Here is a 21,875-nt window from a genome sequence, read left to right on the forward strand (position 1 = left end):
GTGCAGGTGGTGAATGAAAATGGGCTTTATTTCCTATGTTATTTTAGACTTTTATACAGTGCGTACACTCTTTTTATCCACTTACTTTCCAACGCGCCATATTTGTTCTAGCAATATACTTACAACCGTACCTACAAATAAGCCATTACCGAATATATATTGCATAACAGACGGCAAGGATTGGAGTGCTCCAGACGGTAAAAACATAACGCCGCTGCCAAATAATACTGCAACGCCTAAAATCGTTACATTCCTTTCACTCATCGGCACTTGTTTTATATTATTAAATCCAATTCCAATTAACTGTACGAACGAAGCCATTAAAACAGCCGATGCGACAGCTGATGGTAAAGATGCTAAGTAACGAATAATACTTGGAAAAAGAGACATTACGACTAGTAACGCACATGCCATTAAGAACGATCGGATATATTTTTGTTTTGTTAAACGTATAAATCCTGCCGTTGCTGGTAACGGAACGACACCTACAGTTGAAAATACAGAAGAGATGATATGCGAAATCCCCCCAACCCATGTTCCATCTTTCAACTGTTTTTGTTCAATAGTCGCTTTATGAATAGTTGCTTGATTAATTGCTATAATAGCTGCCACCGTATTCGAAACTAAAATACATACCATAACAAAACTTGATACAGCCATACCTGTATTCCATTTTGGAAGTCCCCAAGCAAATATATGTGGAAGTTGCACAAAATGAGTTACTTGAGATGGGATTGTCACTTTTCCTGCAATGAGAAAAATAATCCACCCACTAATTAATCCTATTAAAACTGCATAACTTTTGACAAAGCCTTTTCCAAAATTAGATAGTATAATAACGAACAGAAATATACTAAACGCGATCATTGCTGTAAATCCGTCGATTTGAGAAATAGTAGCTGTAATTCCTAACATTCCTTTTAAAAATACACCACTTAATTGTAAACATAATAAAAGTAAAAACGTCCCTGTCACAAGCGGCGTAAATAAAAATAAAATACGTCCTATAAAACCAGTTACTCCTAATCCTATTAAAATAATACCGGAGATTATCATTCCTAATTCTAAAATTTGCAGTGTACTATGTAATTGATCTTGTCCGGCCGTTGCATAAGCAAGTACGGTAAATACACCAACCCAAGATCCAGCCGGCCCATCCGCAATTGGTAGTCTATGCCCAAGCCATCCTTGTAAAAAAGAAGATATACCAACTACAAAAAACGTACGCTGCATTAAATAAAATATTTCTTCCGTCGTAAGATGAAATAATCCGCCAACGACAATTGGTAGTGCGATTGAATTTGCTAATAAAAATATAAACCATTGCAAAGTTCCCATAATATGATTTTGGTTATGTTGATTGTCCAATTTTTTCATCCCTTCTAGCTTTCCTATAAAAATATATTGTAAGAATAAAAAAGAAGAGTTCTATACTCACCATTAGAACCCTCCTCAAAATATTTAAACGATTCTTCTACACAAGATTATTTAATTCCACCTCATTTAAACTTCCAACAACAATATTTCCTTTATACACGACTAAACGTTTTTCTGTTTGACGCGCTACTGCTTCAGCAGCGCATGTCGCATTCGTCAAAACAAAGCTCGCTTCATCCCCTACATTCGGCCATACTCGCTTCCCTTCCTTATTTAACGTTTCTTTTCCTCCTGTAATAAAGCGGAGTGCTTTTCCTAAAGACCTTTCGTCACTCCACCCAAAACGCTCTGCTAATCGATTCGCCTTTTGAAGCATATCACCTGTTCCAAACGGTGACCAATGATCTGTAATGCTATCATTGCCTAATGAAACCTTAACACCTTTTTTATCTAATAACGGAATTGGGATTACTTGTTTACCAATTGGCACTGTTGAAGTAATATCAATATTTACATTTGCGAGTCTTTCTGCCACTTCTTCAGCCTCTTTATCAGTAACACCACCAAGTCCAAGTGCATGACTAATCGTTACACGGCCTTGCCATCCTGCTTCTTCTGTTAAACTTGCCAATCTCTTCATCGTAAACGTTCCAAGATTATTCGCATCGTGCAAATGAATATCAACATCCGCATTAAATTCGACTGCGATATCCATAATTGTATGTAATGACTTTTCAATGTCATTATCCACTGTAGCTGGATCTACTCCTCCGACTAGATGGGCACCCATACGCATCGCATCTTTCACGAGTTGCACAGAATTACTGCGCAATAATCCATGTTGCGGAAACGCAACAATTCTACTAGATACTCGATTTTTATATGTTTCTAATGCCGCTAACGTCGCCTCCAAATTACCAAGCCCAATAATTGGATCAACATTACAATGCGTTCTAATATTCGTTGCACCATTTTGCAGTAGTAACTCTAGCATATTTTCCGCTCTATTTTGAGCAGTCGCTAATTGCTTTGGTAAAATTTTTTCTTCTTCATTAAAACGTGTAAAAATACTTTCTGCTGGCATACAAGCTTTCCATGGGCCACTATAATATGTTTTATCAATGTGAATGTGCATCTCTTTGAAAGCTGGCAACATTAATAAGTTCTTAGCATCAAAAGTTACTATATCTTCCTCTTGAACAATCCCTTTTATAATTTTTTTAATTCGACCATCTTCAATAAGTAAACTGCATAATTCTGTTTCTGTTTGTGAAATTCTCTCTTCTTCATATGTATACCCTGATTCAAGCATTACGTTAGTCAACCAATATACTGTCATCTCTATTTCCCCACCCTTTATTAAAAATCACCTCATAACTACAAGTTTAATATCCACTGAAAATTAAGACAATTAATACGATCGCTTCTCACAAAAAAAATGTAATACAACCCCATAGTCTTCTCATAAATTTCCATATAGAATAAAAGTATGCAGTTTGATATAAAAAGGAGTTGATTGGAATATGTCAAAAAAGTTATGTAAATCCGAAACTGATAAAATGCTATTTGGTATATGTGGTGGTTTAGGAGAATATTTTGATATTAGCTCTACTCTTATTCGTATCATTTGGGTTATTGCTGTTTTATGTTTTGGGACAGGATTTTTAGTTTATTTCATTTGTTTATTACTTATGCCACGTTCGTACTAATGGCATCATTTCACATACTTAAGAAGAGCAAATCACCTATAGAATCCTATAGGTGATTTTTTCATGAAGAATATTTCATCGTTAAATGTAATACCGCCACTTCTTCTTCTTCATTTTTATAAATATGCTTCTTATTCGCTTCAAATTGAATGGAATCAAACTCATTTAATTCGTATACATCATTCTCCACTTGAATAGACACTTTCCCTTTCATTACCGTTACAAGCTCAATCGCACCTTCATGATGAGCTTCTGGCTCATATATACTATTTGATCGTAAACAAGCACGGTGCATTTCCATCCCTGTTTCTTTCGTATAACGGAACATCGTTTCTAAATGCCACGCTTGTCCTTCATCTACTGCAAATCCTTCTCCACAGCGCGCAACAGCTACAGGTTCTCCAACAACCATTAATCTGGATAAAGGAATTGATAACCCTTTCGTTATTTTCCAAATGACAGCTAGTGTCGGATTTGTTTCCCCTCTTTCGATCTTTCCTAATGTTAATTTACTAACTCCTGTTTTATGGGCTAATTCTTCTAAACTTAATTTCTGTTCATTTCGAATTTGTCTCAATAACTGTCCAACTTGTTGAATGACTTCTTTCGTTTGCATATCTTCATTTTCTTTCATATATAAAACCACCTCAAAGTATAAAATAGTTTACTTTTAAAAATTAAAAGTATATCATACTATACATAATTATTTATTTTCGAAAGGAGTGCTATACTTCATGCGCGCAATTTTATTAGGTCTTTTATCATCGGCCTTTTTTTCTGCAACCTTTATTATTAATAGAGCAATGAATGTATCTGGAACGAGCTGGGCTTGGACAGCTTCCTTCCGTTTTTTATTTGCTCTTCCTATTTTATTCCTTATCGTTTTATTTCGCAAAAACTTTAGGGGATTATGTGAAGAGTTAAAAAAACATCCATTGGCATGGATCGGATGGGGTTCTGTTGCCGGTATTGGTTTTTATTCTTTATTAAGTTTCTCAGCTGTCTTTTCTCCAGCTTGGCTCGTTGCTGGAACTTGGCAAGTTACGATTTTAGCTGGTTTACTACTATCACCACTATTTTTCGTGAAAATAGAAACAAAATCAGGTACGAAACTTGTACGCGGAAAAATTCCACTTCGTAGCTTATATGTTGCATTATTTATTTTACTTGGTGTAATTTGTATGCAAGCAACTGCCGCAGGCCATATTACAATGACTCAGTTCATTTCAGGTTTTTTACCTGTCGTATTAGCCGCTTTCTTATATCCGTTCGGTAACCGAAAAATGATGGAGCTTGTTGGTGGACGCCTTGATACGTTCCAACGTGTATTAGGAATGGCAATTGGAAGTCTTCCTATAACAATCTTGCTTGGTATATACGGATTTTCTACTACTGGCATTCCAACATCCAACCAAATGCTTCAAGGATTTTTGTTAGCATTATGTTCCGGCGTTATTGCAACGATGACATTTTTCTTTGCTACTGACTTAGCAAAAGATAACCTCGCTCTACTTGGAGCTGTTGAAGCAACACAAGCTGGAACGATGGTCTTTACCGTACTTGGAGAAATCATTTTCTTAAATGGTTCACTCCCTGGAGGACTTTCTCTCATCGGAATGATTATTATCATGTTAGGAATGGTTGCAAATAGTATTTTAAACCGTTCTGTTCCAGTCGTTAAACAGAAAAAATCGGCATAAAAAAAGGGTATGGTTCTATAGAGATGAACCATACTCTTTTTTATTGTCCCCCTATTTCGCCTTATCAGAATAGTATTTCATTGGCTGTTTATACTAAAACTTATGTTATAATACGTTTCATGCGCATTAATAGGAGGTAAATTATGTTAAAAAAAGCAATCGCTGAATTTATTGGTACATTTGTACTTGTATTATTCGGAACTGGAGTAGCTGTCACTGGCGGCGGAATTGAAGGAATTGGAACATTAGGAATCGCTATGGCTTTCGGCTTATCTATTGTAGCTATGGCATATAGCATCGGAACAATTTCTGGATGTCACATTAACCCAGCAGTATCAGTAGCTATGTTCATCAACAAACGAATGAACGCTATGGAACTTTGTTATTATGTATTAGCTCAAATTTTAGGTGGTTTATTAGGAACTGCAACGTTAGTAACAATTTTAAAATCTGCTAAAACACCTTTAGATAATTTAGGACAAAATGGTTTCGGAACTCTTGGTTTATCTGGAGCATTTTTAGTTGAGTTCATTTTAACTTTCGTATTTATTTTAGTTATCGTTGCTGTAACAGGTAAAAAAGGAAGTTCTTCTTTAGCTGGACTAGTAATTGGTTTCACATTAGTTTTAATTCACTTATTAGGAATTCCGTTAACTGGAACATCTGTTAACCCAGCTCGTAGTATCGCACCAGCTTTATTTGTTGGTGGAGAAGCACTTTCTCAACTATGGGTATTCATCGTAGCACCAATTCTTGGTGGTATCTTCGCAGCTATCGTAGGTAAATTCATTTTAAATACTGAAAAATAGAATTTTCAATATTTCTGAATAAAAAAATGCGAGCCCTCATTATGAGGAAGCTCGCTTTTTTTATTCTTTCATTTTAGACTTTAAATTTGTAACTAATTGATCTACCGTTACATTTGCAAGTACGTTTTCCATCGCTTCTTGCGCTTGCATTAAAATAATTTCTAATACTGATTGAATATTAGCTCCTACTGGACATTCAATGTTGGGATTTTCATGGAAGGAAAATAGTTGTCCTTCTTCTACAACTTCCACTGCTTTATATACATCAAGTAATGTAATTTCTTCTAAATCTCGAGCAAGTGTCGTACCACCTTTACCAGCTTGTACATCAACAAGTCCTGCTCTCTTCAACATTCCTGTAATGCGACGAATCACAACTGGATTTGTATTCACACTACCGGCAATCCATTCAGAGGTACAGCGAGAGTTTCGATCTATCGCAAGTAATGTCAGCATATGAACACCTACTGTAAAACGACTACTAATCCCCATCTGCACACCCTCCTTTTTATTCATTCTATTAAAAGACGACTCTTATTATTATATACTATTTTTAATTTATACATAAAGAAAAAGCATGATTTCAATAGGAAATCATGCTTTTCTCTCATTATTGACGCTTTATAAATTTCGCTAAATCTTTAAATTTCACTTTATCTGAGTAATTCATTACGCCGTTTACGTAAATGCGGCTTGTAACAGCATTTAATACTGCAATTGTCGCCAATAAGACTGCTAATGTTATCGTAATTTCTAGCATACCTGCTTCACCAGCTACAATACGTGAGAAGGTAACCATCGGTGTAAAAAATGGAACGTAAGAACTTACAACAACGATAGTACTATTCGGATCACTTAATGATTTAATACTAATAAAGAATGCAGCCATAATTAAAATCATTACCGGGAAAGATACAGCTTGTAAATCCTCCGTCTTAGATACGACAGCTCCAGCAGCAGCATACATCATCGCATAAAGTAAATATCCCGTAATGAAATAAACAAGAAACATGCTGATAACTTTTGCATCTAATTTTGTAAAGTCAATTGGAATACCAAATAGTGAGGCACTTTCTAAATCGACCCAACCTAACAAATATGGAATAAGATAACCACACGCCAATACGACAAGTTGCAATAACGCCGTTGAAACAACCGCTAAAATTTTCGCATACATCATCGTAAGAGGCTTCACTTTCGGAAGCATTACTTCCATTACACGTGACGCCTTTTCAGATGCAATATTCATTGCGATTGTATTTCCGAACGCTACAATAAACATATATAAAGCAAATGTAAAGAAATAGGCAATTCCGAAAGAAGATGTACGATCTTTTATCGCTTCTTGCTTCACTTGAATTTCTGTTTGTAATTGCTGTGCAATTTCTGGTGAAACATTATTTTTGGCAATCGTTACCATCGTATATTGTTGCTTTAAATATCCTGCCATAATTGCAGAAGTTGCTTGGCTTGGAAATCCATTATACATATATGTAATCGATGGAGCCCCACCCTTTTCCGTCACATGGAATAGACCATCTAAATCGCCTTCTTCTACTTGCTTATGCAGTTTATCAAAATCATCCTTTGAACCAATTGTTATTTTTGCTGATGGCAATAGCTTATTTAGCTCATCTTTTTGTACTTTATATGTGGAACTCTCTACTACAACTGCAATTTTATCTTTATCCTTATTTTTATCATCGCCTGAAGTAAAATGATTAAATGCAAAAATCCCAAACACAACTAAAAATAAAATCGCACTCGTAATTAATGATTTCTTAGATAAAAACGCTTCCCTAAAATAAAATGAAAATACGTGAGAAAATTTACGCATCGTTATTTCGCCCTCTCTACAAAGATTTCGTTTAACGTCGGCTCTAACATTTTGAATTGTCGTAAGCTAACACCTTGCTCTTGCAACTGTTGCAAAATCTTGAGAGCTTCCGCATCGTCTTGTACTTTCACATAAAGAAGGCCTTGTTGTTTTTCATACGATACATGTATAGCTTCTAATCCCTTTTCATTCTCTACTGTATCTTCAATCGTTAAATTACGGAAACCGTATTCTTTCTTAATATCACTTAGCTGTCCTTTTACGACTGCTTCACCTTTTTTCAAAATACATACATGTTGGCAAAAAGCCTCTACTTGTTCCATACGATGACTTGATAAAATAATCGTCTTTCCGCTCTGTACTTGTTCTTCAATAATACTAGCTAACATCCCAGCATTAACTGGATCAAGGCCGCTGAATGGTTCATCTAAAATGAGAAGTTCCGGATTATGAAGAAGAGCAGCAATTAATTGGATTTTTTGCTGATTCCCTTTTGAAAGCTCTCCAGCCGTTTTAAATTTATATTCTGGTATCGCTAAACGCTCTAACCAGTGATCAATAGCGTGATCCACTTCTTTCTTCGACATTCCTTCTAATCTACCAAAATATCGCAGCTGATCTATTACTCTACTTTTTGTATATAAACCTCTTTCTTCTGGTAAATACCCAATTGTTACACCACTATTTCCAAATGCTTTTCCATCCCATGTAATCGAACCTTCATTAGGCGTTAATAATCCGAGAAGCATTTTGATTGTTGTTGTTTTCCCTGCACCATTTCGTCCAAGTAACCCTAGTACTTCACCTTTTGGTAACGAAATTTGCAAACCGTTAACTGCTTTTGATTCCCCAAATTGTTTCGTTAAGTTTTGAATTTGTAAACTCAAGTATAAAGCCTCCCCTTTAGTATCATTCGTACTCTCTTTCAAAGACTATGTTTATTCAAGACAAAATATAGCACCACGCTTCATCCTCTTATATGTAAACATCGTCATGAATCCATCATTTGTTCTATTTAGTTAAAATTGTAAATAACAAAGTTCTTTTTGTCAATTATAATTGTCATTACGACAATAAAACTTGTCAAAACAGCTATTATTATTTTGCTCATCTTTCTAATATAGGACATACTACTATATATACAAAAGACAATATGCAAATGTTCATATAAAAATATTATATTTTAATATATAATATAAAATGATTTTCTAACATCAAGGAGGATACATATGAAGATGAAGAGGGGCATTACCACTTTATTATCTGTAGCGGTTCTATCTACATCACTTGTAGCATGTTCAGGAACACCAGAGAAAACAGTGGCGAAAGAAGAGAAAGTAAAATTAACAGAACAACAATTAATGGCTGATTTATGGTATCAAACAGCCGGTGAAACGAAAGCACTTTACTACCAAGGGTACAACATTGGTCAATTAAAGCTTGATGCAATTCTTGCAAAAGGGACAGAGAAAAAACCTGCTATCGTGCTTGATTTAGACGAAACTGTTTTAGATAACAGTCCTCATCAGGCAATGAGCGTAAAAACAGGCAAAGGCTATCCTTACAAATGGGATGATTGGATTAAAAAAGCTGAGGCTGAAGCCCTTCCAGGCGCAATTGATTTCTTAAAATATACAGAGTCTAAAGGTGTAGATATTTACTACATCTCAAATCGTAAAACGAATCAACTAGATGCAACAATTAAAAATCTTGAGCGTGTAGGTGCTCCTCAAGCAACGAAAGAACATATATTACTACAAGATCCGAAAGAAAAAGGAAAAGAAAAACGCCGTGAACTCGTTTCTCAAACCCATGATATTGTCTTATTCTTCGGTGATAACTTATCTGATTTCACAGGTTTTGATGGAAAATCTGTAAAAGATCGTAACCAAACAGTAGCAGATTCAAAAGCACAATTTGGTGAGAAATTCATTATTTTCCCGAATCCAATGTATGGCGATTGGGAAGGCGCTTTATATGATTATGATTTCAAAAAATCAGATTCAGAAAAAGATAAAATCCGTCGCGACAACTTAAAATCATTTGATGTAAAATAAAAGAGGATGGCATTCGCCATCCTCTTTTATTTTACTTTCTCTGTTAAAGGCAAGATAAATACTTCCACACGTCTATTCTTTGCCTTTCCTTCTTGTGTATCGTTTGGAGCAATTGAACGGTATTCTCCGTATCCAATCGCACTAAATTTTTCTGGTTGTAATTCTTTATTTTGCAGTAATACTTGCATAAAATTAACTGCCCGCTGCGTACTTAATTCCCAATTCGACGCAAACTGCGCATTGGCAATAGGGACATTATCCGTATGACCCGATACTGTAATTTCACGAGGTGACGCTGAAACAAGTAAGCTAGACATCTCTTTTGCAATCCCTAAAGATTCTAATTTCACATCTGCTTTCCCCGAATCAAACAGTATATTTTCTAATATTGTCACCATTAATCCCTTTTCAGTTAATTTAGTTTGAAAAGAAGAAGATAATTGTTTTTCATTAATATATTGATCAATCTTTTTTTGTAATGCTTTCAATTCATCCATCTCTTTTTTTTCTTTAGCTCTAGCTTCTTCTTGTTTTTTTGCTTGTTCTGCCTCAAGGCTACTTGCTGATAATTCTTTTTCATCATTTGGCTTTTGATCACTTAAAAATTCTTTGTTACCTGTTCCCCCAGCTAATTCACTTCGAAAAGCAACTGCCATCTGTTTAAACTTCGCAGCATCTATACTACTCATTGCGAATAAAACGATAAACAATGCAAATAACAACGTTAACATATCAGAATATGGGATTAACCACGTTTCATCGATATGCTCATCATGTTTTTTCTTTTTGCCTCTTCTATTTTTCTTACTCCGCATTTTTTTCTGCTCCTTTTTCTAGCTTTTTACGCTCAGTTGCAGAAAGTGCACCTAAAATGCGGTTCTTCATAATAAACGGATATGTACCTTCTTGTAACATTAATAAACAATCAATGATTAAACGTTTTTTCTCAATTTCAGCTGAAGATTTTTGCTTTAACTTATTTGCAAATGGATGCCATAATACATAACCTGAAAAAATACCAAAAATCGTTGCAATAAACGCACCCGAAATAGCATGACCTAACTTTTCAATATCAGTTAAGTTACCAAGCGCAGCTACAAGACCGATAACAGCACCTAAAACTCCTAATGTCGGTGCATACGTACCAGCTTGTGAAAAAATAGCAGCTCCCTTTGCATGTCTTTCTTCAATTGCTTCTAATTCAGATTCCAAAATCTGCTCTAAATCTTCTGCGGATACGCCATCAATCACAAATTTCATACCGCGCAAAAGAAATTCATCTTGAATTTTGTCTAATTGTTGCTCTAAAGACAAAATACCGTATTTTCTACTTTCAGATGTCCAATGAACAAATAATTCTAGCAACTGTTCATAACTTAAATCCTTTTTATTTGAACCAAAAAGAACTTTAAATAGTTTTGGAACCCTTTTTAGTTGATTCATCGGAAATGCAATACATACTGCAGCAAATGTACCGATAAAAATAATTAATGCTGCGGCAGGATTTAATAAGGCTGTTACGTCAGCGCCCTTGACGACCATCCCTACTACCACTGCTACAAATCCTAAAATAAGTCCAATAATTGTTGCAAAATCCATTCCCATTCACTCCTAGTCTATACAAGAAGTTCTTTATTCTCGATAATCGCTACATCTTCTTATGTATATATATTACATAAAAAATGCAAATCATGAAAGATAAGAAATGAATTATATAAAAAAATACTACAAATTCACACATTTTCTGACATTTTCTTTGCATTTCTATTACGTTATGACTCTTATATTCCTTTTCCAACAAACTAGATTTATAATAAAAAAAACAATACACATTTTATGAAGAAGGGACTGTGATTACAAGGCATCATGAAAAAGATAATAATTATTTCTGCCACTACTATTGTAATCGGGATCACATCTTTCGCTTACTTTGGTTCTAAAACACCACTACATAATGAAGCAAAAGCTGTCGAAAGTCAAAAGCATAATAACCATAAAAAAGAAGAGATTCCTGCTTTTCCAAAAGCTGATCATAATGCAAAGAAAATAGACAATGACTTTTCAGTTGTAACAAATCCAAAATCTAATCTTGTCTTAATTAATAAACATCGAAAACTACCAGATGGATACATTCCTGAAGACTTAACGAGACCAAATGTACCATTTATTAGTCCAAAAGATAAAGAAAAAACATTGCTGCGCAAAGATGCTGCCGAGGCACTTGAAAACATGTTCAAAGCTGCGAAAAAAGAAGGGCTTGATCTTACAGCTGTATCTGGTTATCGTTCATACAAACGCCAAAAATCGTTGCATGATACATACGTTAGACGTCAAGGAAAAGCCGAAGCTAATTCGGTAAGCGCAATTCCTGGTACAAGTGAACACCAAACGGGTTTAGCAATGGATATTAGTTCAAAATCAGCTAAATTTCAATTAGAGCCTATCTTCGGAGAGACAGCAGAAGGAAAATGGGTCGCGGAACATGCTCATGAATTCGGCTTTGTCATTCGTTACTTAGAAGATAAAACAGATACAACAGAATATGCCTATGAACCATGGCACTTACGCTACGTTGGTAATCCATACGCTACATACCTATATAAACATCACTTAACATTAGAAGAAGCGATGGAAGACAAAAAATAAGAGAGCAAATTGCTCTCTTATTTTTCTTTCACTCTATTATTGTAGTAATTTCTTCTTCCATTCTTCAGGCCATGGTTCGCCTCTTCCTGTTTTTTTCGAAGCTTGAACCATCATTCCGCGACCTACTAAACAAACCTCTCCTGCTGCATTCTTCACCATATAATGTAAATCTAAAGAAGAATTCCCGACCGATCCTGCCTTTACATACACCTTCAGCTGTTCATCAAAATATATTTGCTTAATAAAATTACATTGTAAATCCGCAACAACGATCATCGTTTCTGATGATGCATGTGTCCACTCTTGCATAAATCCAAGTTCTTTAAACAACGCAATACGAGCTTCTTCAAAATAAGTAAAAGCAACGACATTATTTACATGTCCAAACATATCTACTTCACCAAAACGAACCTTTACAGGGTTGTAAAACGAAAAACCACTTTCCCATTGCTCAAAGTCTTCAATATAAGAAATCCTCTTCATTGTTATCTCTCCTTTTCACCTTGAAATAAACAGAATAAACAGAAAAATAAAGTTATAAATATTGCCTCTTCGATATGAAGAGGCAATATTTATTAATAGTTATTATCGCTACCAAAGAAATCTTTGAACGATTGAATTGTTGTATCACGGTTTAATGCCGCAATTGAAGTTGTTAAAGGAATACCCTTCGGACATGATTGCACACAGTTTTGAGAGTTACCACAGTTTGCTAGTCCTCCATCTCCCATAATTGCACGTAAGCGATCTGCTTTATGCATTTCACCCGTTGGATGTGAGTTGAATAAGCGAGCTTGTGATAACGGTGCTGGTCCAATAAAGTCAGACTTACTGTTTACGTTTGGACATGATTCTAAGCAAACACCACATGTCATACATTTTGAAAGCTCATAAGCCCATTGACGCTTTTTCTCAGGCATTCTTGGTCCTGGACCTAGGTCATACGTACCATCAATTGGAATCCACGCTTTAACGCGTTTTAGAGCATTAAACATGCGACTACGATCAACTTGTAAGTCACGTACAACCGGGAATGTCTTCATCGGTTTTAAGCGAATTGGTTGCTCTAATTGATCGATAAGTGCCGTACATGATTGACGTGGTTTTCCGTTAATCACCATCGAACATGCACCACATACTTCCTCTAAGCAGTTCATATCCCAGGCAATCGGAGTTGTTTGGTTCCCTTTTGAATCAACAGGATTACGACGGATTTCCATAAGTGCTGAGATAATATTCATATTCGGACGATATGGAATTTCAAACTCTTGGTCAAACGCTTGCGCATCTGGCCCGTCTTGTCTCGTAATGATGAGGCGGATTGTTTTCTCAGACATGTTGTTTATCCCCCTTCTCTTCACCCTTAGCAGCTACATCGTGTTTTGAAGAATAATCACGTTTACGCGGTTTAATTAACGAAATATCAACGTCCTCGTAATGGAATGCTGGTGCATTTCCTTCTCCCTCAAATTTTGCCATCGTAGTTTTTAAGAAGTTTGCATCATCACGATTTGGGAATTCAGGTTTGTAATGCGCCCCACGGCTCTCATTACGGTTATATGCGCCAATTGTAATAACACGTGCTAACTCAAACATATTTGCAAGTTGGCGTGTAAATGAAGCACCTTGGTTACTCCATCTTGCTGTATCGTTAATGTTAATACGTTTGTAACGAGCCATTAATTCTTCAATTTTCGCATCTGTTTCTAATAATTTTTTATTTTCACGAACTACTGTAACGTTATCTGTCATCCATTCTCCAAGCTCTTTATGAAGAACATACGCATTTTCGTTACCATCCATCGTTAAAATATTGTTAAATTTCTCTGTTTCGATTAATTCATTTTGCTCATATACAGTAGATGAAACAGCATCAGATGATTTAGAAAGACCTTTCATATACTCAATTGCGTTTGGTCCTGCTACCATACCACCATAAATTGCTGATAATAGTGAGTTCGCACCAAGACGGTTACCACCGTGCATAGAATAATCACACTCACCTGCTGCAAATAAACCTGGAATGTTTGTCATCTGTTTATAATCAACCCATAGTCCGCCCATTGAATAGTGAACAGCTGGGAAGATTTTCATCGGTAGTTTACGAGGATCATCCCCTGTAAATTTCTCATAGATTTCAATAATTCCACCTAGTTTAATATCTAGTTCTTTTGGATCTTTATGAGAAAGATCTAAGTACACCATGTTTTCACCGTTAATACCTAGTTTTTGCTCTACGCAAACATCAAAGATTTCACGCGTTGCGATGTCACGAGGTACAAGGTTTCCGTAAGCCGGATATTTTTCTTCTAAGAAGTACCATGGTTTACCATCTTTATATGTCCAAACACGTCCACCTTCACCACGTGCAGATTCACTCATAAGACGTAATTTATCGTCTCCAGGAATTGCCGTTGGGTGAATTTGAATGAACTCACCGTTTGCATAATATGCGCCTTGTTGATATACAGCAGAAGCTGCTGTACCTGTATTGATAATGGAGTTTGTTGATTTTCCGAAAATGATACCAGGGCCCCCTGTTGCCATAATCACGGCATCTGCTCCGAAACTTCTAATCTCCATAGTTTGTAAGTCTTGTGCAACGATTCCTCGGCACACACCTTCATCATCAACAACAGCTCGTAAGAAATCCCAACCTTCATATTTCGTTACAAGTCCTGCTACTTCGTGACGACGTACTTGCTCATCTAATGCGTAAAGTAATTGCTGTCCAGTTGTTGCACCAGCAAATGCTGTACGGTGATGTTGCGTTCCACCAAATCGACGGAAATCAAGAAGTCCTTCTTCCGTACGGTTGAACATAACACCCATACGGTCCATTAAATGAATGATACCAGGTGCTGCTTCACACATTGCTTTAACTGGTGGTTGGTTCGCTAAGAAGTCCCCACCATAAATTGTATCGTCAAAGTGGATCCATGGAGAATCCCCTTCACCTTTCGTATTTACGGCACCGTTAATTCCGCCCTGAGCACATACAGAATGTGAACGTTTTACTGGTACTAAAGAAAACAGTTCAACATTTACTCCTGCTTCTGCCGCTTTAATCGTTGCCATTAAGCCAGCCAAGCCACCGCCGACTACTATAAGTTTCCCTTTCATGCTCTCCCACTCCTTACTGGTTTGCTAGCTGTGGATCGATGAACGCTAATAATGCACTCACACCTACATAAGATAAACCTAAGAAAATAGCTAATGTTACATAAGTAGAGATTCTTTGTGAACGTGGAGATACTGTAATTCCCCAGCTGATGCAGAATGTCCATAGTCCATTTGCAAAGTGGAAAATTGTTGAAACAACACCAACTAAGTAGAATGCAAACATAGCTGGATTGTTTAAAATATCTGCCATCATATCATAGTTTACCTCTTTACCTAACATTGCTTGAATACGAGTTTCCCAGACGTGCCAAGAAATGAAGATCAGCGTAACGATACCTGAAATTCTTTGGAAGACGAACATCCAGTTACGGAAATAACCGTAAGAAACCGCATTGTTCTTAGCTGTAAATGCAATATATAAGCCATATATAGCATGGTACAGTATCGGTAAAAAGATGATGAAAATTTCTAGCGCATACCGGAATGGAAGGAGCTCCATAAAGCCTGCAGCTTTGTTAAAAGCCTCTGCTCCTCGTGTTGCAAAGTTGTTTACAATTAAATGTTGCGTCAAAAAGACACCAACCGGGATGACCCCCATTAATGAGTGCCACTTACGAAACGTATACTCGCGGCCTTTCATGTCCCCATTACCCCCCTTGAATGTTTGACTGCTGTTTTCAGATTAGTTTATGACAATAATGTTTTTTCACTATTGGCATAAGAAAAACTGAAAAAATTATTCGAAATATTTCAGCATAATTTGATACCAAGTTCATTTTACTCCTATTTTTGTCGAAGCGTCAAGAAAACGTATACATAATTTGCATATAATTTGCCAATTCTTTTTTTCTTCTTATATATTCAGATTTTCCTAAAGAAAAATCTGTTTTTATAAATGTGAAATGTTATATAATAATCCCTATAGAAAGAGGGGAATATTGTGAGTAAAAATACAATCGATACAACATCTTTAGAAGATGTTTCATTGAACGCCTTCGCTTATGAATTGCTACGTGAAGAATTACTACCTGATTTAATCGGCAACGATTTAGATGGTATTTTATACTGGTCTGGTAGAAACCTTGCAAGAAAATATCCGCTAGAAACAATTGAAGAAGTCATTCAGTTCTTTGAAAAGGCTGGCTGGGGCACTTTAAGCATTGTTGAACATAAGCGTCGTGAAATGCAGTTCCAACTTAAAGGCACACTCATCGCAGAACGTCAAAAACAAAAACGACATTCTTCTTATCAACTAGAAGCCGGATTCATCGCTGAACAAATCCAAAAGCAACGGAACGTCGTTGCAGAGTCATACGAAGAAAAGAAAAAACGTTCTGACTCTATTACATTTCTTGTAAAATGGGATATAAAAGATCTCATTGAAGTGTAAGCATTACCTACAGTCAACTAGACATATCAGTTTAGTTGACTTTTTTGTATTTTCATTCAGATGAGTTTATTTTAAATCTTCAGAAATTATACCAAAAAACAGAAGACGTTGTAAACTACAACGTCTTCTTATCTGTTAAATACGTATAAATCGTCTCCGCGACATTTTTCGGCATACCCGCTTCGACAAATTCCTCTATAGAAGCTTCTTTCATCTTCTTTAATGAACCAAAATGTTTTAACAATACCTTTTTCCGTTTATCACCGATTCCTGGAATATCATCCAATGCTGATTGAATGACAGATTTCCCATGTAATTGACGATGGAATGTAATCGCAAATCGATGCACCTCATCTTGAATACGCTGCAATAAATAAAATTCTTGGCTATTTCTCTCAAGCATCACAGGTTCCGGTGGATCCCCAATAATTAAATGGGAGGTTTTATGTTTATCATCTTTTACAAGACCTGCCATCGGAATATATAATCCGAGCTCATTCTCTAAAATATCACTTGCAGCCGCTAGATGGCCTTTTCCTCCATCAATAATAATCAAATCAGGTAAAGGTGAATTTTCTTTAAGCGCCCTTGTATAACGGCGCCTCACAACTTCTCTCATAGACTCATAATCATCTGGCCCTTGAACCGTTTTAATTTTATATTTTCGATACTCTTTCTTCGCCGGTTTCCCATCGATAAAAGCAATCATTGCAGAAACGGGATTTGTTCCTTGAATATTTGAGTTATCAAACGCTTCAATACGATACGGCGTTTCAATCCCAAGCTGCTTCCCTAAATGATCTACCGCTTTAATCGTTCGTTCTTCATCACGTTCAATTAAGTAAAACTTCTCTTCAAGAGCAATCTTCGCATTTTTATTTGCCAATTCTACAAGGTCTTTTTTCTTACCACGTTTCGGCTGCGTCGCTTCCACTTCTAAAAAGCGCTCTACTAATTCCGAGTCTATACTTCCTGGAACGACAATTTCCTTCGGCTTAAAATGACTACTGTTTTCATAAAATTGGCCGATAAACGTTAAAAAACCCTCTTCTGGTTCATCGTAAATTGGAAACATAGAAACATCACGTTCAATTAGCTTTCCTTTTCGAACGAAGAAAACTTGAACACACATCCATCCTTTATCCACTGCATATCCAAACACATCACGATCTACTAAGTCACTCATAATCATCTTTTGTTTTTCCATAATCGCATCAATATGAGCAATTTGATCACGCAACTCTTTTGCACGTTCAAACTCTAGTTTCTCTGAGGCCTCATACATTTTTATTTCTAGTTCTGAACGAACTTCTTTATGTCCACCATTTAAAAACTTAATAATTTCATCTACAATTTCTTTATTTTGTTCTTCCGTCACTTCTTTCACACAAGGCGCTAAACATTGACCCATATGATAATACAAACAAACTTTATCTGGCATATTCGTGCATTTCCGAAGTGGATACATACGATCTAGCAGTTTTTTCGTTTCATGAGCAGATTGTGCATTTGGATAAGGACCAAAATATTTCCCTTTATCCTTTTTTACGTTTCGAGTAATGAGTAAGCGCGGTTGCTTCTCCGCCGTAATTTTAATAAAAGGATATGTTTTATCATCTTTTAATTGAATATTATATTTCGGATCATATTTTTTAATTAGATTTAACTCTAAAATAAGTGCTTCTAAATTCGAAGAGGTTACAATATATTCAAAATCAACAATTTCTCCTACAAGCCGCAGTGTTTTCCCATCATGTGAACCAGTAAAGTACGAGCGCACACGATTTCTAAGCACTTTTGCCTTTCCGACATATATAACCGTTCCTTGCTTATCTTTCATCAAATAACAACCAGGTTGATCTGGTAAAATAGCCAACTTCTCTTTCAAATGTTCGTGCACTCGTCTCCCTCCATTTCTACATACTTAGCATTTTTATTTTCCCTTGAAAACATACTATGCCCAAACACCCAACATACGTTCTTTTATTGTAACGGAAAGACTGTAAAAAAGAAAATAAAAAAAGCTACCAAATGGTAGCTTTTTTTATTTTAGAAGTGTTTAGAAACTAATTCTACTAACGCTTCTTTCGGTTTGTAACCTAACGCTTGATCAACTACTTTACCGTCTTTTAATACGAAAAGAGCTGGAATGCTCATTACTTCGAATTGACGAGCAGTTTCTTGGTTTTCATCAACGTCTACTTTTACTACTTTTACTTTTTCGCCTAGTTCTGCATCAATTTCCTCTAATACAGGAGCGATCATTTTACAAGGTCCACACCAAGGTGCCCAGAAATCTAATAATACAACACCTTCGCTAGTTTCTGCTGCGAAGCTTTGGTCATTTGCGTTTACAATTGCCATTTTATTTCCTCCTTCAAGTATATTCTACCAAGAGTATATCATTAACTTATATACGTGGCGAATAATATGTATCGTTATGTATTGTAACAAAAAAATGTTCCTTTATACTATATAAAAATACGGATTAAATACTAAAAAGATGAGAGACAGGGGATCTCTCACCTTTTTCTATATATAGGGGTACTTCACTTGGAACTCAAGGGTACTTAAATCATGAATGTACTTTTAACTTTTTAAACTCTTCTGTTAAAAGAGGTACAACTTCGAATAAGTCACCGACAATACCATAGTCAGCTACTTTAAAGATACTTGCTTCTGGATCTTTATTAATCGCAACGATTATTTTTGAGTTAGACATACCTGCTAAATGCTGAATCGCACCAGAAATACCACATGCAATGTATAAGTCTGGCGTAACAACTTTACCAGTTTGACCAATTTGTAATGAGTAATCACAGTATTCAGCGTCACAAGCACCACGAGATGCCCCAACAGCGCCGCCTAGTACGTCTGCTAACTCTTTTAATGGCTTAAAGCCTTCTTCACTCTTCACACCACGTCCGCCAGCGATAATAACTTTTGCTTCAGAAAGATCCACACCTTCTGCTGTTTTACGGACAACATCTTGAATGATTGTACGTAAATCTTTCACATCAACTGTAATAGAAGATACGTCACCGCTGCGAGACTCATCTTTTTCCAGAGTTGCAATATTATTTGGACGCACTGTCGCAAATAAGATGCCGTCTGTTACAATCTTCTTCTCGAATGCTTTACCAGAGTAAATTGGACGAGTGAAGATAACATTTCCACCTTCAACCTCTAAAGCAGTTACGTCAGAAACTAAACCAGCTTCAAGCTTCGCTGCTAATTTTGGTGATAAATCTTTACCAAGTGCTGTATGTCCAAAAACGATACCTTCTGGATTTTCTTCAGCATGTACAGCTAAAAACGCTTGTGCATAACCATCAGATGTATATGATTTTAATTTATCATTTTCAACTGTCACAACGCGATCTGCACCGTAATGAATCAATTCATTTGCAAAAGAGGCAACGCTGTCTCCAATTAGAAGACCTACTACTTCACCGCCTTCTGCAATTGTTTTTGCTGCTGCTACCGCTTCAAAAGAAACGTTACGTAGCGATCCATCACGAACTTCACCCATTACTAATACTTTACGAGCCATAGATTTTCCCTCCTGCATATATAATTTCGTATTTTATTAGATTACTTTCGCTTCTGTATGGAGCAACGATACAAGTTCTTTTACTTGATCTTGCAGCTCGCCTTGTAACACTTTTCCTGCATCTTTCTTAGGAGGCAAATAGATTTCAATTGTTTTTGTCTTTGCTTCCACATCATCTTCTTCTAAATCTAAATCATCTAATTCTAATTCTTCTAGCGGCTTTTTCTTCGCTTTCATAATACCTGGAAGCGATGGATAACGCGGTTCATTTAAACCTTGCTGTGCTGTTACTAAAACTGGTAATGAAGTTGCAATCACTTCTGTATCACCTTCAACATCACGCTCAATCTTCACATTTGTACCGTCAATTTCAAGTTTTGTAATTGTCGTTACATACGGAATATTTAACGCTTCAGCTACGCGTGGTCCTACTTGTCCAGATGCACCATCAATTGCAACGTTTCCGCCTAAAATTAAATCTGCATCTTTATCTTTTAAATATTCAGCAAGCACTTTTGCTGTCGTGAACTGGTCACCATTTTCTACATCATCTTCAATATTAATTAATACAGCTTTATCACAGCCCATTGCTAATGCAGTACGAAGTTCTTTCTCACTATCTTCGCCACCGACTGTTACAACTGTAACTTCTCCACCTTGTGCGTCTCTTACTTGAATTGCTTCTTCAATTGCATATTCATCGTAAGGGTTGATGATGAATTCCGCTTCGCCATCGTAAATTGCACCGTTTTTAATTACGATTTTTTCTTCTGTATCAAATGTTCGTTTCATGAGTACGTAGATGTTCATTCCATTTACCCCCTTGTTTTTCAGAAAGATTCTATCAATTTTAATTTTCTGTTAATTTATATTAAAAAAATAATTGAACTACCTGCCACTAAATGAAGGTTTACGCTTTTCTAAAAATGCAGCTACACCTTCTCTTCCATCTTCACTCGTAAATACTTCACCAAAAATTTGTGATTCACGTTGTACACCTTCATAGTAATGAGACGATTTTGTCGTTTGCAATAACTCTAGTACAGCACGAGTTGTTGCTGGACTTTTTCCAGCAATTTGTTTTGCAACTTTAAGCGTATCATCTAAAAGAGATTCTTCAGAGAACAATCCGTTAACAAGTCCCCACTTTAATGCTTCTGCACCAGTAATTGGTGTACTTGTTAACATCATTTCACAAGCTTTCGCTTTCCCAACATAACGTGGTAAGCGCTGTGTACCTGCAAAGCCAGGAATTAATCCAAGTGTTAATTCAGGTAAACCAAGTTTTGCACTTTCAGTTGTAAAGCGCATGTGGCAAGACATAGCAAACTCAAGGCCGCCGCCCAGTGCCGCTCCATGAATTGCCGCAATAACTGGTTTTGAACATTTTTCAACACGCTCAAACGTAACTTGTCCAAGCTGTGCTAATTCTGTTGCTTGCTTCGCTTCAGTAACAGATGTAAATTCTTTAATATCTGCTCCCGCTGAGAAGAAACGTCCTTCACCGTGAATAACAACAACGCGAATGTTATCATCCTTTTCCACTTGATCAATTAATTCAGTAACATCATGCATAACTTGTGAAGACATCGCATTCGCTGGTGCGTGATTTAATGTCGCCACCGCGATATGATCTTCAACTCTTACAGATAGGAATTTCAACATGATCCCTCC

Annotated in this window: 23 protein-coding genes; 6 read left to right on the top strand and 17 right to left on the bottom strand. The window is 36.3% G+C overall.

Translation table 11 applies throughout. From position 1 onward, the window contains the following. Positions 1 to 81 precede the first annotated feature (81 nt). Together ACUN13_RS03860 and ACUN13_RS03865 are read right to left on the bottom strand one after the other, a co-directional pair. Positions 82 to 1,377, bottom strand: coding sequence for a purine/pyrimidine permease (locus tag ACUN13_RS03860; protein ID WP_000732140.1), 1,296 nt, complete (start codon positions 1,375 to 1,377; stop codon positions 82 to 84). Between the two features lie 97 nt (positions 1,378 to 1,474). Further along, positions 1,475 to 2,716 (bottom strand): amidohydrolase family protein, encoded by a 1,242-nt coding sequence (locus ACUN13_RS03865; RefSeq protein WP_000219564.1) that lies wholly within the window; start codon positions 2,714 to 2,716, stop codon positions 1,475 to 1,477. A 184-nt stretch (positions 2,717 to 2,900) separates the two neighbouring features. Between ACUN13_RS03865 and ACUN13_RS03870 the strand changes: the two genes are divergently transcribed. Then, on the top strand, positions 2,901 to 3,086 hold the full coding sequence (locus tag ACUN13_RS03870) for a PspC domain-containing protein (RefSeq protein ID WP_000038411.1): 186 nt from the start codon (positions 2,901 to 2,903) through the stop codon (positions 3,084 to 3,086). 61 nt (positions 3,087 to 3,147) lie between these two features. Here the strand turns inward: ACUN13_RS03870 and ACUN13_RS03875 are convergent, their stop codons facing one another. Continuing rightward, positions 3,148 to 3,720: a helix-turn-helix domain-containing protein gene (locus tag ACUN13_RS03875; RefSeq protein WP_000661924.1), complete on the bottom strand. Its 573-nt coding sequence runs from the start codon at positions 3,718 to 3,720 to the stop codon at positions 3,148 to 3,150. 100 nt (positions 3,721 to 3,820) lie between these two features. Here ACUN13_RS03875 and ACUN13_RS03880 point away from each other — a divergent pair, with 100 nt between their 5' ends. Together ACUN13_RS03880 and ACUN13_RS03885 are read left to right on the top strand one after the other, a co-directional pair. Beyond that, the gene (locus ACUN13_RS03880) at positions 3,821 to 4,786 is read left to right on the top strand and encodes a DMT family transporter (protein WP_088345814.1); all 966 of its coding nucleotides are present in this window, start codon (positions 3,821 to 3,823) and stop codon (positions 4,784 to 4,786) included. A 143-nt stretch (positions 4,787 to 4,929) separates the two neighbouring features. After that, entirely contained in the window at positions 4,930 to 5,595 is a 666-nt protein-coding gene (locus tag ACUN13_RS03885) for an aquaporin (RefSeq protein WP_000913213.1), read from the top strand. Positions 5,596 to 5,655: 60 nt separating this feature from the next. Here ACUN13_RS03885 and ACUN13_RS03890 read toward each other — a convergent pair whose 3' ends face one another. The 3 genes from ACUN13_RS03890 to ACUN13_RS03900 form a co-directional block, all read right to left on the bottom strand. Continuing rightward, complete coding sequence (locus tag ACUN13_RS03890; RefSeq protein ID WP_000512998.1) at positions 5,656 to 6,087, bottom strand: Rrf2 family transcriptional regulator; 432 nt, start codon at positions 6,085 to 6,087, stop codon at positions 5,656 to 5,658. A 118-nt stretch (positions 6,088 to 6,205) separates the two neighbouring features. Next, a complete protein-coding gene (locus tag ACUN13_RS03895) occupies positions 6,206 to 7,432 on the bottom strand; it encodes an ABC transporter permease (RefSeq protein ID WP_001224982.1) in 1,227 nt (408 codons plus the stop codon). A gap of 2 nt (positions 7,433 to 7,434) precedes the next feature. Then, positions 7,435 to 8,319: an ABC transporter ATP-binding protein gene (locus tag ACUN13_RS03900; RefSeq protein ID WP_000058117.1), complete on the bottom strand. Its 885-nt coding sequence runs from the start codon at positions 8,317 to 8,319 to the stop codon at positions 7,435 to 7,437. Positions 8,320 to 8,661: 342 nt separating this feature from the next. Here ACUN13_RS03900 and ACUN13_RS03905 point away from each other — a divergent pair, with 342 nt between their 5' ends. Next, on the top strand, positions 8,662 to 9,489 hold the full coding sequence (locus ACUN13_RS03905; protein ID WP_088345812.1) for a 5'-nucleotidase, lipoprotein e(P4) family: 828 nt from the start codon (positions 8,662 to 8,664) through the stop codon (positions 9,487 to 9,489). 26 nt (positions 9,490 to 9,515) lie between these two features. On the opposite strand, the gene motB is transcribed toward ACUN13_RS03905, so the two are convergent. Continuing rightward, positions 9,516 to 10,304 carry a flagellar motor protein MotB gene (motB, locus tag ACUN13_RS03910; RefSeq protein ID WP_001256734.1) on the bottom strand — a complete coding sequence of 263 codons (789 nt, stop codon included), beginning with the start codon at positions 10,302 to 10,304 and terminating at the stop codon, positions 9,516 to 9,518. Beyond that, the gene (gene motA / locus ACUN13_RS03915; RefSeq protein WP_000344859.1) at positions 10,294 to 11,088 is read right to left on the bottom strand and encodes a flagellar motor stator protein MotA; all 795 of its coding nucleotides are present in this window, start codon (positions 11,086 to 11,088) and stop codon (positions 10,294 to 10,296) included. Before motA ends, motB begins: the two co-directional genes overlap by 11 nt. A 267-nt stretch (positions 11,089 to 11,355) precedes the next feature. Here motA and ACUN13_RS03920 point away from each other — a divergent pair, with 267 nt between their 5' ends. After that, a complete protein-coding gene (locus ACUN13_RS03920; protein WP_000720201.1) occupies positions 11,356 to 12,135 on the top strand; it encodes a M15 family metallopeptidase in 780 nt (259 codons plus the stop codon). 36 nt (positions 12,136 to 12,171) lie between these two features. Here ACUN13_RS03920 and ACUN13_RS03925 read toward each other — a convergent pair whose 3' ends face one another. From ACUN13_RS03925 to sdhC, 4 genes are all read right to left on the bottom strand, one after another. Then, positions 12,172 to 12,618: an acyl-CoA thioesterase gene (locus tag ACUN13_RS03925; RefSeq protein WP_000822734.1), complete on the bottom strand. Its 447-nt coding sequence runs from the start codon at positions 12,616 to 12,618 to the stop codon at positions 12,172 to 12,174. Between the two features lie 92 nt (positions 12,619 to 12,710). Further along, positions 12,711 to 13,472, bottom strand: coding sequence for a succinate dehydrogenase iron-sulfur subunit (gene sdhB, locus ACUN13_RS03930; RefSeq protein WP_001291827.1), 762 nt, complete (start codon positions 13,470 to 13,472; stop codon positions 12,711 to 12,713). After that, a complete protein-coding gene (gene sdhA, locus ACUN13_RS03935) occupies positions 13,465 to 15,258 on the bottom strand; it encodes a succinate dehydrogenase flavoprotein subunit (protein ID WP_000676750.1) in 1,794 nt (597 codons plus the stop codon). The genes sdhB and sdhA overlap by 8 nt, the downstream gene beginning before the upstream one ends. Before the next feature lie 13 nt (positions 15,259 to 15,271). Next, positions 15,272 to 15,898 carry a succinate dehydrogenase cytochrome B558 gene (gene sdhC / locus ACUN13_RS03940; protein ID WP_000678354.1) on the bottom strand — a complete coding sequence of 209 codons (627 nt, stop codon included), beginning with the start codon at positions 15,896 to 15,898 and terminating at the stop codon, positions 15,272 to 15,274. Positions 15,899 to 16,198: 300 nt separating this feature from the next. On the opposite strand from sdhC, the gene ACUN13_RS03945 reads away from it, so the two are divergent. Continuing rightward, a complete protein-coding gene (locus ACUN13_RS03945) occupies positions 16,199 to 16,648 on the top strand; it encodes a YslB family protein (protein WP_000042226.1) in 450 nt (149 codons plus the stop codon). Positions 16,649 to 16,763: 115 nt separating this feature from the next. On the opposite strand, the gene uvrC is transcribed toward ACUN13_RS03945, so the two are convergent. The 5 genes from uvrC to ACUN13_RS03970 form a co-directional block, all read right to left on the bottom strand. Continuing rightward, complete coding sequence (uvrC, locus tag ACUN13_RS03950) at positions 16,764 to 18,548, bottom strand: excinuclease ABC subunit C (RefSeq protein WP_445423671.1); 1,785 nt, start codon at positions 18,546 to 18,548, stop codon at positions 16,764 to 16,766. 149 nt (positions 18,549 to 18,697) lie between these two features. After that, entirely contained in the window at positions 18,698 to 19,012 is a 315-nt protein-coding gene (gene trxA, locus ACUN13_RS03955) for a thioredoxin (protein WP_001018943.1), read from the bottom strand. Between the two features lie 211 nt (positions 19,013 to 19,223). Next, complete coding sequence (gene etfA / locus ACUN13_RS03960) at positions 19,224 to 20,201, bottom strand: electron transfer flavoprotein subunit alpha (protein WP_000101945.1); 978 nt, start codon at positions 20,199 to 20,201, stop codon at positions 19,224 to 19,226. A 36-nt stretch (positions 20,202 to 20,237) separates the two neighbouring features. Beyond that, positions 20,238 to 21,011: an electron transfer flavoprotein subunit beta gene (gene etfB, locus ACUN13_RS03965; RefSeq protein ID WP_001029028.1), complete on the bottom strand. Its 774-nt coding sequence runs from the start codon at positions 21,009 to 21,011 to the stop codon at positions 20,238 to 20,240. Positions 21,012 to 21,089: 78 nt separating this feature from the next. Beyond that, positions 21,090 to 21,866 (bottom strand): enoyl-CoA hydratase, encoded by a 777-nt coding sequence (locus ACUN13_RS03970; protein ID WP_088345808.1) that lies wholly within the window; start codon positions 21,864 to 21,866, stop codon positions 21,090 to 21,092. Positions 21,867 to 21,875 lie beyond the last annotated feature (9 nt).

It is taken from the genome of Bacillus cereus group sp. Bce041 (assembly GCF_052646455.1).